We start from the raw sequence: 12,957 nt of genomic DNA, 5'->3' as shown, positions 1-12,957 counted from the left end.
AGGCTCCTCGCCGCATAGCGCGGCCGTCCGGGCCCCTTGGCCGCGCAATTTCGTCGAAGCCGCGCGGAGTTGAATCCCGGGGGTCGGCCTGCTATTAGTCCTTCGGGCTGCAGCCCCGGAGGTTTCCTATGACGAAGAAGCAGAGCGCGGCGCGCGTGTGGAGAGCGTTGGCGTGGCTCGCCGCCGTCGCGTCGGTTTCCGCGTTCCAGTTGTCCCGGCCCGAAACCGCCTTTGCGGCGGGCTACTACGAAGGCAAGACGCTGACGGTCGTGGTCGGATACAAGCCCGGAGGGGGATACGACCGCTACGCCAGGCTGATCGGGAAGTATCTCCCCAGGCATCTGCCGGGAAACCCGACCGTGATCATCCAGAACATGCCGGGCGCCAACAGTATCATCGCGGCCAATCATGTCTTTAGCGTCGCCAAGCCCGACGGGCTGACCATCGGGACGTTCAACAACGGGCTGGTCATCGCGCAGTTGACGAGGGTCGAGGGAGTCAAGTACGACCTGACGAAGCTGAGCTGGTTGGGCAGCGCGGCGAGCGATGCGGCGATTTTGGCCCTGCGCTCCGACCTCCCGTTCAAGACGGTCGCGGATTTGCGCAAAGCCAAGGAGCCGATCGTCATCGGCGCCACCGGACCGGGAAGCTCCACGTACGATTTTCCCGCGCTCCTCAAGGAGTTCGCCGGGCTCAACTTGAAGCTCGTCTCGGGCTATTCGTCGAGCGCCGACGTGATGCTCGCGATCGAACGCAAGGAGGTGGACGGTCGAGCAGGCTCTTACGCCTCGATCCTGCCGTACATCACCAACGGGCTGGTCCGGCCGCTGATCCGGACCCGGGTGCGGGTGCCAGAGATCGAGAAGCTCCCCGTCGACGAGGATCTCGCGACCACTCCGAAAGGAAAGGCGCTCATGGCGGTGCGCTCGGCTCCCGAGGCGATCTACCGGCCGTTTGCCGCTCCTCCCGGGGTCCCTGCCGATGCCCTGAAAACGCTGCGCGACGGCTTCGCCGCGGCGCTCAGGGACAAGGACCTGCTCGCGGAGGCCGCCAAGGGCAAGCTTCCCATCGACTACGTGAGCGCGGAAGAAGCGCTCAAGATCGTGCGCGAAGTTCTCAGTCAACCGCCGGACGTCGCCCGGGAAATCGGCAAGTACATCAAGTTCGGCGATTGATCGCCTTTCCCGGCCGGAGTCGCCGGCCGAGAAAGGGCTTTTTTCCGCCCGTGTTCGATTCCTTCATTCAAGGCCTCTGGGTCATCTTCGAGGGCCGGACCTTCCTCATGATGGGGCTGGGGATCATTCTCGGCTTCTGGGTGGGATTGCTGCCGGGGCTCGGTGGCTCGACGACTCTCGCCTTGATGCTCCCCTTCGTTTACAAGATGAGCCCGGTCGAAGCCTTTGCCTTCCTGCTCGGCATGCACTCCGTGGTTTCGACCACCGGCGACATCACGTCGGTGCTCTTTGGAATTCCCGGGGAGGGGACGACGGCCGCGACGATTCCCGACGGCCACACCATGGCAAAGAAGGGCGAGGCCGGACGGGCGCTCGGGGCGGTGTTGATGAGCTCGCTTATCGGCGCGCTGATCGGGGCTTTCGCCCTCGCTCTCGCGGTTCCGGTAGTTCGGCCGCTGGTGCTTTCGTTCGGCTCGCCGGAGCTGTTCATGCTCGCCGTGGTCGGGATCGCGTTCATTTCGTCTTTGAGCGGACAGGGAACGCGAGCCTTACTGCGCGGCGTTCTGGCCGGGTTGCTGGGGCTGCTGATCTCTCTGGTGGGTCAGGATCCCCAGGCCGGCGTTCAGCGCTTCACGTTCGGCCAGCTCTATCTCTGGGGCGGCCTGGACCTCGTCCCGGTTCTGGTCGGGCTTTTTGCCGTCCCCGAGCTCGTGGACCTCGCGGTGCGAGGCACGTCGATCGCCGGCGAGCTGCCGAAGGACAACCTCGCGTCGGGCGTGTGGCTGGGAATCCGGGACACGTTTCGCCATTTGGGCCTCACGGTCCGTTGCAGCCTGATCGGCACCTTTATCGGCATCATGCCCGGGCTCGGGGGAGGAGTGGCGCAGTGGATCGCGTACGGCCACGCCGTGCAAAGCGCGCGGAACGCCGAGGAGCGTGAGCGGTTCGGCAAGGGCGATGTTCGCGGAGTTCTCGGCCCGGGCGCCGCGAACAACTCCAAAGAGGGCGGGTCGCTGATCCCGACGATCACGTTCGGAGTCCCCGGCAGCTCGTCGATGGCGATTCTCCTCGGTGCTTTCTTCCTGCAAGGAATCGTCCCCGGGCCGGACATGCTGGACAAACACCTGGTGCTGACGTTTTCCATGGTCTGGACCATGGTCGTGGCCAACGTCATTACCGTGGCGATCAGCCTGGTGTTCCTCAAGCAGCTCGCCAGGCTCACGACCGTCCGGGGATCGATCTTGATCCCGTTCATCGTGTTTCTCGCCTTCATCGGCTCGTACACGTCCAACAACCACATCGGCGACCTGCTGGTCTTTCTGATCTTCGGCCTCGTCGGCTTCTCGATGATCAAGTGCGGCTGGCCGCGGGCTCCGCTGGTTCTCGGTTTCGTTCTGGGCAGGATCGCCGAAAACAACTTCTACATTTCCACCGTCCGTTACGGCTCGGCCTGGCTTGCGCGGCCGATGGTGCTGCTCCTGGTCGTGCTCACGGTCGTCGTGGTGATCTATCCCTTCGTGCGCGGGGCGAAGGGCGCGGCCGCTCGGGCGGCGGAGGCGGCATGAAGAACGTCTTGAGCCTCCGTTTCCTGTTCGCCTTCGCCGTGGCCCTGGTCGCTGCCTACGCGCTCTACGCCTCGCTCTTCTGGCCGTTCCGGACGGCGTTGTTTCCCCGCGTTCTGGGCGTTCCGCTGCTGATCCTGGCGATCGTCGAGATGTCGCTCAACGCCGCCGGCGTGCGCGAGCATGGGTCGGGATACGCCGTCGATTTCGAGTTTACGGCCGACGTGGCGCCCGAAGTCGCGCGGCGGAGAACGCTGGCGCTGTTCGGCTGGCTCGCCGGCTTCTTCGGGCTCATTCTGCTCGTGGGTTTCCCTCCGGCGGTCGCGCTCTTTGTGCTTTTTTATCTCCGGCTGGCGGGCGGGGAAAGCTGGAGCCTCAGCGTCCTTCTGACCGGCCTCGCGTGGGCCTTCATGGAAGGGCTGTTCAACCGCCTGCTCCACGTCCCGTTTCCCCAGGGTTGGCTCTTCTCGCTCATCCAGGGGTAGTCTGCGGTCACGGCCGCGCGTTGCATTCGACCCCCGGGCCGGATATGCAGGAGGGGTGGCGCAAACGCTCAAAGCCGGTCTCCGCATTGCGGTGCTCTCGGCCCTGCTGCTTTCGGCCCCGGCGCGCGGCGGCGCCGAGCCGCTGGCGGTGGTGGATGGAATCGCCATCGAGGCCGAGGAGGTCGAGAAGCCTCTCGCGGCGCAGCTCGGCAAGCTCGAAGAGCAGATCTACAATTTGAAGCGGCAGCGGCTCGAAGCCCTCATCAACGAGAGGCTGCTGGCGCGGGAAGCCGCCAGGCGCGGCATCTCCGTTCCCGCGCTGCTCGACGGCGAGGTCACTTCCAAGGTCGGGCTGGTGAGCGAGCAGGAGGTCGAAAGCTTCTTCCAGGCGAATCGCGCCCAGCTCCAGGGAGATCAGGAGAAACTGCGGGAGCAGATCCGGGCCCATCTGCAGAACCAGAAGCTCGCTCAGCGGCGGCAGGAGTTCCTCGGCCTGCTTCGCTCAAAGGCCAGCATCGCCGTCCATCTCAAACCGCCGCCGGTGGTTCGCGTCGAGGTAGGGACGGAGGGGGCGCCGTCCAGGGGTCCCGAAAACGCGCCGGTGACGATCATCGAGTTCTCTGATTTCCACTGTCCGTTCTGCAAGCGCGTCCTGACCACGCTCGCCCAGATCGAATCCCGCTACCGCGACAAGGTCAGGCTCGTTTTCCGGGACTTTCCCATCGACAGCCTGCATCCCGGTGCGCGCAAGGCGCACGAGGCGGCGCGGTGCGCCAACGAACAGGGGAAGTTCTGGCCGTACCACGACAAGCTTTTCGCCACGGCTCCCAGAGCGAGCGAGGAAGAATTGAAAGGTTACGCCCGAGAGCTGGGGTTGGACGCGAGAGCTTTCGAGAGCTGCTTCGGCGGCGGGAAGTACCGTGACGCCGTGCAGGCGGATATCGAGGCAGGAAGGCGTGCCGGGGTGACGGGAACCCCGGCTTTTTTCATCAACGGGCGGGTGGTCTCGGGCGCGCAACCGCTCGAAACCTTCGCTGCCGTCATCGAGGACGAGCTGGCTCGCGGCCCGGCGAGGCCGTAACTACAGGAATCGCTTGGGTCCTATGTCGCTCAGAAAGGCAACGGCCGACCGCTTCTTCTTTTTGTTCTCCAGGCCGCGCTGAAGCTCCTGGATCCGCGCGCTGGCGTTCTCCCTGATCATTTCGATCTCGGCGGATTTCGCTGCGATCGTCAGCTCTTTCTCGCGCAACTCGGCCTTGAGCTTCTCGATCTCCGCCGACAAGCGCTCTTCGACCGCCTTGAGCTCGTCGCGCGCCGGCTCGCCGTCGACCGGCTTCTCCTCCGCCGGCGCCATACCCGGCACTCGCTGGAGCGAGACCGCCAGGCGGTTCATGGAAGCGATGGTCGCGTTGAGCTCTTTCAGCATCTCGCCCCGGATCTGCAGCAGGCTTTCCCTGTGCTTGAGCTGCCCCGTCAGCTCCTCGATGCGGGTCGAGAAATGCTGCTCCAGCTCGGCGAGCGTGACTTCCTTGGTCTGGAGGCTCTGTTCGAGCTGTCGGATCCGATCGACGAGAATATTTTTCTGCTCTTCGGCGCTCTCGCGTGATTGTCGCTCTCGTTCGGCATCGTCGACCGCGTACGCAGCCGCATCCCGCACCGTCGATTCCAGCCGTCCGATCTGCTCGCGAAGGCGCTGCTTCTCGCCCAACAGCTCCTCGACCGCGCCTCGCATGCGCGACTCGAGGGAGTCGAGCCTTTGAATCGTCTGCTGCGTCTGGATGATCTCGTTCGAAAGCAGCGTGAGCTGGCGGAAGAGCTCCTTGTCCTGCGGTGCGGCGGCATCCATAAGCCTGCCTCCTTCGATAGTCAACGGATCCGAAGCCTCTCTGTCTTTCGCCTTCGCCTCATGCCCTCACCTGGTCGGGGCAATAACCATACCATGATCGTTCGCCGGGCGGGGGGCCGCAAGCCCCCGATTTTTTGGGCCTTACTCAAGCTCCCGGTCCATCCGGGACGGGCGGCAACCCTACAAAAGTTTGCCATATTTGTCAAATGTTATGACAAACTGCCAAAAAGACCGCTAAATTATTCCCATCCCTTCCGCTCTCTACCCGTACAGGCCGGCCCGCGGCCTTACGCTCCATCTCTGGGTTCCGCCGATCGCTTTACGACGATTCGTGGCGGCCTGCCGTCGAAAAATCGAAAGACCGCTTTCGCGCATTGGCTCATTTGAAGTTGATGGATGGAAGCCGGAGGTGCTATCCTTCGTAGGCTCGCCGCCAAATTGTACGTCGAGCGTTGCCGCCGAACGAAGCGCAGAAAAGAGGGATTTATGAAATCGGCTTTTTACCGTGTCCCGCTCACCGCGGCCTTTGTCTCGTGCGTCGTGGCGCTGTCCTCGCCCGCGGGCGCGCATCACCCGTGGAGCACCTACCATTGGGCGCGAACGAGCAATCCGTTCACGTTGCAGCTCGGCGACAACGTCTCGAGCGCGTGGGACAGCTATCTCGCGACGACGGCGTCGACGAGCTCCTATGGATGGGGCTCGTCCGCGGTTCTCGATCTGAGGGTAGTCTCGGGACGAAATCTTTCGAATCTCAGAAAGTGCCCGCCGGCCAGCGGCCGGGTGGAAATCTGCAGCTACAGGTACGGCACCAACGGCTGGCTCGGAGTGGCGCAGATCTGGCTCTCGGGCGGGCACATCTATCAGGGAACCGTGAAGCTCAACGATTCGTACTTCGACAACTCGAAATACCCGAAGTACAACAGCCCGCAATGGAGAAACCTGGTCATGTGCCAGGAGGTCGGCCACATCTTCGGGCTGGACCATCAGGACCAAACCTTCTCGAATCCGAACCTGGGCACCTGCATGGATTACACCAGCGATCCGGACGGCCCGCCGACGAACGAGTATCCCAACGCTCACGATTACGAGCAGCTCGAGATCATTTACAACGGGCACGTCGACACCGCGACGACCGTCGGTCAGATCGTGCAGGCGCGCGGGAAGGGAAAGACGCCTCCGGGGCCGGGCTCCCCGGACGACGACGGCGAGATTTTTCGGGTGGGCACGGCTCAGTGGGGCAGGCTCGTCAAGTCGACGAACCGGGGACGCACGGAGCTTTACGAGCTGGACCTGGGCGGCGGCCACAAGCTGCTCACGCGGGTCATCTGGGCGGACCCGGAGGAGGAAGCGGAGCCCGAGCGCGGGCGGCGCTGAGCGGGACCCGTTGAGAGAGAAGAGCGGGCGGGACGGGAGCGGAAAGCTTTCGCCCCGCCCGCGTTTTTAGTACCCTGGCTTCGTGAGCCGCCTCGCGATCGTCGTTCTGACCTGCGTCCTGGCGGCAGGCCCGGCAATCTCCGGCGCAGGGCTCTGCGCGGCAACTCGGCCGTCGACGAAGCCGCGTGCGGTCCGGGATTATGCCAGCCTCCTCAGCCATCTAAGAGCGTCGGGAGCAAGCGTTCAAGCAGAAGAAAGAGTCGAGCAGCCCTTTTTTTCCGTCGTCGGCAGAGTGATCGATCTTTACGGCGAGCACGTCCAGGTTTTTGAGTACCCTGACGCTCGCCGGGCGAACGCCGAGGCCGCGCTGGTCTCTCCGGACGGGAGGACAGTGGGAACGACAAAACCTCATTGGCTCGGCCCGCCGCACTTTTTCAAAAAAGGGCGACTCATCGTCCTGTACGTCGGCGACAACGACAAGGTCGTCGAGACTCTGTCGCGCGCTCTCGGCAGGCCGTTCGCCGGTGAATAACGTCGCGTTACGGCTCTCCCCGTCTCGTCAGGACGAAGCCGGATAGAATCGGCCAAAAGACGACAATTCCGACCTCCGGATCAAGCCCCTTCCCGGAGCACGCTGCCGCGCCTTCGAGCTGTTGCCGAGGCGGAAGCGGATTGCCTACAATAGTCTTGCTACAACGCCCGAACAACAGAGGTTTTTCCCGGAGGTGGTCTCTTGGACATTATCGGGGAATATCTCAGGCGTCTGTTGTGGGAGCTCTCGCCGTACCTCGACTGGGCAATCAGGCACTGGCCGCTCACATTCGGAGTCGTGGTGGTCGGGGTCTATCTCGCCGGACGCCACAAGCGTCTCGACCGCCATCGTCTTTGAGCGAGGGCATAGCCCGTCTCCCGCGCGGCATTGGCGCGGGCCGCCGTCGCACCGCGACTACTCGGTCGCGCCGGCTTCCTCGAGGAGCCTGGCCACCTCGTGGCGCCCGGCTTCCCGGGCGAGCCCCAGAGCGGTCCGCCCGCGGTGGTCCCTCGCATTGACCCGCGCGCCCGCGGCCAGCAACGCCCTGGCGAGCGCCAAATCTCCTCTTGCGGAGCTGACCATCAAAGGAGTCACGCCTGTTCTTGACGCGACTGCGTCCACGTCGGCCTTGGCCGCAATCAGGGCCATGGCGACCTCGGCGTGCCCGAGGCCCGCCGCGAGCAGCAACGGGGTGACGCCGTCCGCCAGGCCCCGCGCGTCGAGGTCGGCTCCGCTCCGAATCAGCGCCCGGACCAGCTCGGTCTTGCCGCGACCGGCCGCGGCGAGCAACGGAGTCACGCCCTGGCGGTCCCTGGAGTTAGGGTCGGCGCCCGCGTCGAGGAGCAGAGCTGCGATCCGCTCCTGTCCTTCGAAGGCGGCCATGTGCAGCGCCGTCTCTCCGGAGTCGTTGGAGAGGTTGGGGTCCGCCCCGAGGGAGAGCAGCGTCGCGACCATCTCGGCGTTGCCCCTGCGCGCTGCCAGCATCAGGGGCGTGTTCCGATTTTCGAGCCGTTCGTTCACGTCGGCCCCGCCCTCGATCAAGGCCTTGACGGTAGCGACGTGACCGCCGATGACCGCGACTCCGACCGGCGTGATGCCGAGCAGACGTTGATTGGCCGATGCTCCCCCGGCGATCAGCTCTCTCACACGCTCGGTATCGCCCGCCGCCGCCGGCCCGAGCAGCGAGGCTCCGGGGATCGGAATCGTGGAACAGCCCTCCATGAAGAGCGCAAGCGCAAGGCCAGAAAATGACCTCGCCGCCGACAGACAGCCGCTTTTCGGTGCGCCGCGGCTTCGAGTTTTCAGGATCCGTCCCATGAACGACCGCGCTACGGCTGGGCGAAGGGTCGGATCTCCTCCCGCAAGCCAGCCAAAGGCAGGAACTCCTTGGCGAAAGCGGCGATCGCCTCCGCCAGGTCGGTTGCCGTCCGCTCGAGAACGCTTCGGATCCGCAGAGCAGAGCCCAGCTCGAGCTGGAAGGCATCGATGCCGTCGCGGCGATGGCTGCCGTAGGTTTGCACGATGAAGCCGCCGCGGTATCGCCGTTCGAGCGCGGGAGAACCGCCGGGAGGCGAGACCCGGTAGCCCAGCGTCTCCAGGTGCCCGAAGATGCTCGCCGGCCCCGAGAGCGCCGCCCGGCCGAAGCGCTCGAGCAGCCCCCTGACCGTTTTTCCGTCGAGAGTGCCGCGGAAGATCGTTCGTTTCTCCGCAGCCTGCCCGTGGATGTCAAGCAGGACCCCGCGTCCCCAGCTTTGTCCGACGGTTCGGACCATGCGCGCCAGAGCGCCGTGGTACTCGTCGTAGTAGCGCCCGGCCGCTGCCGATTCGTAGGCCCCGTCGCGGGGACGGTTCACGTCGAGATACTTCCTGTGGAAGCGGGCGACGATCAGGAAAGGCCTCGCGCCGAGCTTTCGCTCCAGGTGAAAAGCCACGCGCTCGGCAATCTCGCCTGTGCCGGCGTCCCGGGCAGCGGCGAAGTCGGCGACTCCGATCCCCCTGCGCAGGACGACGTCGGGGAGGGGAAGATCGCCTCCGTGCGGAGCGGAAAGAATCACCGGCAGCATTCCCGTCTCGACGGCCAGGAGATGTCCGACCTCTGCACGGGCGCTGGCCGCAACCAGCGCGAGCCATAGCGCCGCGGGCCCGGCCAGGGCGAGCGGTTTCGCGCGGCCCGGACGCCCAGGGCGGATCGGGCGCTCGCGGAAGGACCTTTCAAGCTTTCGAAACAAACTCGCTTCCGCAGACCAGGAAACGCCAGGGCTTGTGCTTCCACTCGCCGGCGTAGTCGACGCCGATCCGCGGCCGGGCGACGACGGCAGGAGGGCTCTCTCCGGCGTCCTGGATGTAAAGCTCGCCGGCGCAGAGGTCGGCTCCGTTCAGGGATCGATCGATGGCGAAAGCGTCGCAGAGCTTGCCCGGGCCGCTCGCCAGCTCGCGGATGACGCCGGTTTTCCTCCGCCGCTGCATCAGGGCGATCCCTTCGACGGGCTCGACCGCGCGGATCAGCACGGCCGCGGGAAAGCCGGTTCTTTCCGTCACCACGTTGAGCATATGGTGAAAGCCGTAAATGAAGTAGACGTACGCGTGACCTGCGGGACCGAACATGACCTCGGTGCGCGGCGTGCGGCCGCGCGAGGCGTGGCAGGCCTTGTCCTGCGGGCCGCAGTAGGCTTCGGTCTCGACGATCCTGCCGACCGTGGTCCCCTCGGGGTGCCGGCGGACCAGATACTTTCCGAGCAACTGCCGGGCGACTTCGATCGTAGGCTGTTCGTAGAACGAGCGACGGAGCTTCAAGGCCAACGGACGGGGTCTCCTCGGCGGGGACGCTGCGGATCGGCCGGTCCCCCCTCATCGTCCCGCTTGGATCTCCTTTACTAAACTCCAGTCGGCGAGACGGTTCAAGGGGATTTCCCGGGTCGTCTTCAGCCGTTCCTTCGCCAGCTGCACGTCGAGCCTCAGGCCGTGATCGGAGATGATGCCGTCGTCCGTGAACGAAGTCACCGCCGCGTCGTACGCTCTGGCGGCTTGCGACGGCGTGATGCGGAGGTAATCGGAAAGCATGCGCACGGTCTCGTCGCGGTTCTGCTTCATGAAACGCGTGCCTCGAAGCGTCGCCCGGATCACCTTTTTGACCTCGTCGCGCCGGTTCTGGAGCTTCGTTTCCGTGACGGCGATCCCGGAAAGCGGCAGCTCGATGATATCGCCGAGGTAGAGCAGTCGGTTGAAGCCTTCTTCCTCCGCCTTCACCGCGAAGGCGACGTCGATCGGCGTCGCGTCGATTGAACCGGCGCGGATCGCCGCAAGGCGAAGCGGGCTTTCTCCGGTCACGATGATCCTGACGTCCCGATCGGGCTCGAGCCGGAAGTGGCGGACCGCCACGCGCGACAGGTAGTCGACCGTCCCGGCGACGGAATCGACGCCGATGGTCTTGTTCTTCAGGTCCCCGGGGCCCTTGATTTCGGGGCGCGCGATCAGGACGTGAAGCGGCCGGGCGGCGAGGCCGGCCACGGCCTTGATGGGGACTCCGCTGACGGCGGCTCGCACCGCCGATCCCCAGGCGAGCAGGTAATCGACGTCGCCAGAAACCAGCGCCTTCACCGCGAGCTGGGGTTGCATCTGCACCTTGTCCACCTCCAGCCCTTCGGCCCGATAAAATCCCCTGCGGATGGCGATCACCGCCGGAAACTCGAAAAGGCCGTGGCTGGGAGTGCCGATGACGATCCGCTGCGCTGCGGCGCAGGGGGCTGCGAGCCCGACGGCCGCGGCGAGCGCAAGAACAACCGGAAAAGCTGCAACGGGGAGGAAGGCTGCTCTCATCGCGACGCTTACGCCAGGCGCACGTTCTTCGAGAAGTCGTAGTCCACGGAGAAGTTGCTCTCGAAGGTCCAGGAGACGCGGTCGGGATCCCACCCGTCGTCGAAGGACTTCTTGAGGAACGAGACGATCAGATTCCAGGCATGGTTGGCCTGCTGCTTACGGTAGCGGCCGGGCATCGTGTCGTTGAGCCAGCCGTGGGGCGCGTCGCGATAGATGCGGACGTGGTAGGAGTTCTTCGCCTGTTCGAGACAGCCGCGAAACCGGAGCACGTCGTCGATCGAGATGATATGGTCGGCCTCGCCAAAGACCCCCAGCACCGGGCAGGTGCAATTTTCCACCAGGCGCTCGACCGGCTCCGGGCGCATTTCGTTGGTCTGCCATTCCTTGCCGCCGATGGCGCCGTAAAGGACCACCGAGGCCGCGATGTCGGTGCGATGGGCGGCGAGCAGGAGCGCCTGACGCCCCGTCTGACAAACCCCGATGACGCCGATCCGCGAGGCATCCACGCCCCGGCTTCTCTTGAGATAGTTCATCACGTCACCCAGATCCTGCAGCACCTCGTCGTCGCGCAGCTCGACGCGCACGTCGCCGCGTTGCAGCGCCTTGCGGTCTCCGGTGAAGCGGGAAAACAGGTCCGGAGCGACGCCGACGAAGCCGGCAGCCGCGAGCTTGACGGTGAGATCCCTGGTATGCTGATCGATCCCGTAACGCTCATGAAGCAGGATGACCGCCGGCCGGTTCCCCTTGGCTTTGGGAGCCGCCCGGACGCCGCTTATGCGGTTCGCGATGCTGACCGGGGAATAGGACGGGAGCGCGCTTTTCTTCGCCGCCATGAAGCCTCCAGTTGCGACAATCGTGCCCTTGCCAGAGTTTTTTTCCGCCAAGCTTACCGCAGGTGAACGGTCGAGGTAAAGATCCAAAGATTGCCCGGGTCCCCGCGCCGGCCTATACTGCGGCCGTGAATCTGGAGGGAGGCGAGGTCTTCGTGGGGCGCCTCACGACCGTGGGGAGAAAAACGGGGTTGCCGCGAACCGTCGAGCTGCGCCTCGTCTACCGCGGCGGCCGCTTCTACGCTTCTTCGAGCCGTATCGAGGCCAAACACTGGTGCCGGAACCTGATCGCGAACCCGGCCGTGGAGGTTTCGGTCGGGAGACGTCGAGTCCCGTGCGTCGCCGGCAGGGTGACGGACGAGGAATTGCGCCGGAGCATCCTCGCGCTGCGCGGCTCTCCCGCGTCCCTCGACCGCGTCGTCTTCGAGATGACGCCGCGATAGCAGGTCCGGTCAGCGTTTTTCATCGCCGAACGGTTTTGATACTGTAGAGCACGTTGGCGCCTCGCCTCGCGACCTTTCTTTTTCTCTTGACCGCCGCCGCGGCGACGTTCCCCGCGCTCCCCGGCGGCCCGCCGGCCCAGAGCGGCTCGGGCCTCAGGGTCCTCAATGGAGGCAGCTGGAAGCCGGTTGAAAAAGGCGTTGAAGTTCGCGCGCTTTTGCTCGAGCGGCTCGATCCCAGATATTCTTTTGAGCTCAAGCTCGTACGGCTCGACCCGCGCTGGGTTGCGCCCCGACTGATCCACAGCAGCCGTTATCAGCTTAAAGGGGCCGATGTCAAAACGCTCGCGGAAAAGAGCGGGGCCCTCGCCGCCGTCAACGGCAGCTACTTCGATGAGAACGGAAGGGCTCTTGGTTTCCTCAAGACCGGTGGCCGCGAGATCAACCCGGCGGTTTCGCGAAGCGCTCTGCTGACCGGAATCTTCGGAGTCCGGGAGGGGGCGCCGTTCATCGTTCACCGCGACGAGTTCCAACCGGAGGGGACCGAGGAAGCGATGCAGTCCGGGCCGCTGCTGTTGAGTCGCGGGCGGGTACTGGAGCCGGCCCGCGGTTGGGGGCGGGCCAGCCGCCGCGCAGTGATCGGCGTCGACGAGGAGCAGCGCCTGATCGTCGGCGTTACGGACGTGCTGCTGGGCGGAGCTTACTGGGGCGAGCTCCAGGAGATCTTCTCGGAAAAGCGGTGGGAGCTAAAGACGATCGATCTTCTCAACCTCGACGGCGGCGGCTCGGCTCAGCTTTACCTCAAGGCGAGGGGCCTGGAGTCGTTCGTCCGCGGGGTGGCGGAAATTCCGGTCGCGATCGGCTTTTTCGCCAGGAACGGCCTGCCGTAGGGCCGCG

General features: G+C 65.1%; 15 protein-coding genes. 9 read left to right on the top strand and 6 right to left on the bottom strand.

Annotated features, from left to right (window positions below):
* Window positions 1-128: 128 nt before the first annotated feature.
* From VNN77_00210 to VNN77_00195, 4 genes are read left to right on the top strand one after another with little or no spacing between them, the layout of a single operon-like run.
* Window positions 129-1,175, top strand: a complete 1,047-nt coding sequence (locus VNN77_00210; protein HXG49814.1) for a tripartite tricarboxylate transporter substrate-binding protein — start codon at window positions 129-131, stop codon at window positions 1,173-1,175.
* 50 nt (window positions 1,176-1,225) lie between these two features.
* Window positions 1,226-2,740: a tripartite tricarboxylate transporter permease gene (locus VNN77_00205; protein HXG49813.1), complete on the top strand. Its 1,515-nt coding sequence runs from the start codon at window positions 1,226-1,228 to the stop codon at window positions 2,738-2,740.
* Window positions 2,737-3,222 carry a tripartite tricarboxylate transporter TctB family protein gene (locus VNN77_00200; GenBank protein HXG49812.1) on the top strand — a complete coding sequence of 162 codons (486 nt, stop codon included), beginning with the start codon at window positions 2,737-2,739 and terminating at the stop codon, window positions 3,220-3,222. Before VNN77_00205 ends, VNN77_00200 begins: the two co-directional genes overlap by 4 nt.
* 55 nt (window positions 3,223-3,277) lie before the next feature.
* A complete protein-coding gene (locus tag VNN77_00195; GenBank protein HXG49811.1) occupies window positions 3,278-4,303 on the top strand; it encodes a thioredoxin domain-containing protein in 1,026 nt (341 codons plus the stop codon).
* Here VNN77_00195 and VNN77_00190 read toward each other — a convergent pair whose 3' ends face one another.
* Entirely contained in the window at window positions 4,304-5,068 is a 765-nt protein-coding gene (locus tag VNN77_00190) for a hypothetical protein (protein HXG49810.1), read from the bottom strand.
* Window positions 5,069-5,554: 486 nt separating this feature from the next.
* Here VNN77_00190 and VNN77_00185 point away from each other — a divergent pair, with 486 nt between their 5' ends.
* The 3 genes from VNN77_00185 to VNN77_00175 all read left to right on the top strand — a co-directional run bounded on the left by VNN77_00185 (window position 5,555) and on the right by VNN77_00175 (window position 7,331).
* Window positions 5,555-6,442, top strand: a complete 888-nt coding sequence (locus VNN77_00185) for a hypothetical protein (GenBank protein HXG49809.1) — start codon at window positions 5,555-5,557, stop codon at window positions 6,440-6,442.
* Between the two features lie 292 nt (window positions 6,443-6,734).
* A complete protein-coding gene (locus VNN77_00180; protein ID HXG49808.1) occupies window positions 6,735-6,974 on the top strand; it encodes a hypothetical protein in 240 nt (79 codons plus the stop codon).
* 201 nt (window positions 6,975-7,175) lie between these two features.
* Window positions 7,176-7,331 carry a hypothetical protein gene (locus tag VNN77_00175; GenBank protein ID HXG49807.1) on the top strand — a complete coding sequence of 52 codons (156 nt, stop codon included), beginning with the start codon at window positions 7,176-7,178 and terminating at the stop codon, window positions 7,329-7,331.
* A gap of 57 nt (window positions 7,332-7,388) precedes the next feature.
* On the opposite strand, the gene VNN77_00170 is transcribed toward VNN77_00175, so the two are convergent.
* The 5 genes from VNN77_00170 to VNN77_00150 all read right to left on the bottom strand — a co-directional run bounded on the left by VNN77_00170 (window position 7,389) and on the right by VNN77_00150 (window position 11,623).
* Complete coding sequence (locus tag VNN77_00170) at window positions 7,389-8,195, bottom strand: ankyrin repeat domain-containing protein (protein ID HXG49806.1); 807 nt, start codon at window positions 8,193-8,195, stop codon at window positions 7,389-7,391.
* Between the two features lie 107 nt (window positions 8,196-8,302).
* Complete coding sequence (locus tag VNN77_00165) at window positions 8,303-9,202, bottom strand: N-formylglutamate amidohydrolase (GenBank protein ID HXG49805.1); 900 nt, start codon at window positions 9,200-9,202, stop codon at window positions 8,303-8,305.
* Window positions 9,186-9,773: a DNA-3-methyladenine glycosylase gene (locus VNN77_00160; protein HXG49804.1), complete on the bottom strand. Its 588-nt coding sequence runs from the start codon at window positions 9,771-9,773 to the stop codon at window positions 9,186-9,188. Before VNN77_00160 ends, VNN77_00165 begins: the two co-directional genes overlap by 17 nt.
* 48 nt (window positions 9,774-9,821) lie before the next feature.
* Window positions 9,822-10,790, bottom strand: coding sequence for an ABC transporter substrate-binding protein (locus VNN77_00155; GenBank protein HXG49803.1), 969 nt, complete (start codon window positions 10,788-10,790; stop codon window positions 9,822-9,824).
* Window positions 10,791-10,798: 8 nt separating this feature from the next.
* Entirely contained in the window at window positions 10,799-11,623 is an 825-nt protein-coding gene (locus VNN77_00150; protein HXG49802.1) for a dienelactone hydrolase family protein, read from the bottom strand.
* Between the two features lie 125 nt (window positions 11,624-11,748).
* Here VNN77_00150 and VNN77_00145 point away from each other — a divergent pair, with 125 nt between their 5' ends.
* Together VNN77_00145 and VNN77_00140 are read left to right on the top strand one after the other, a co-directional pair.
* Window positions 11,749-12,063 carry a nitroreductase family deazaflavin-dependent oxidoreductase gene (locus tag VNN77_00145; protein HXG49801.1) on the top strand — a complete coding sequence of 105 codons (315 nt, stop codon included), beginning with the start codon at window positions 11,749-11,751 and terminating at the stop codon, window positions 12,061-12,063.
* Window positions 12,064-12,116: 53 nt separating this feature from the next.
* Window positions 12,117-12,950 (top strand): phosphodiester glycosidase family protein, encoded by an 834-nt coding sequence (locus VNN77_00140; GenBank protein ID HXG49800.1) that lies wholly within the window; start codon window positions 12,117-12,119, stop codon window positions 12,948-12,950.
* Window positions 12,951-12,957 lie beyond the last annotated feature (7 nt).

The sequence above is a fragment of the Candidatus Zixiibacteriota bacterium genome, assembly GCA_035574315.1.
Taxonomy (GTDB): Bacteria; Desulfobacterota; Binatia; order UBA9968; family UBA9968; genus DATLYW01.
This window is presented reverse-complemented; position numbering and strand designations above follow the sequence as displayed.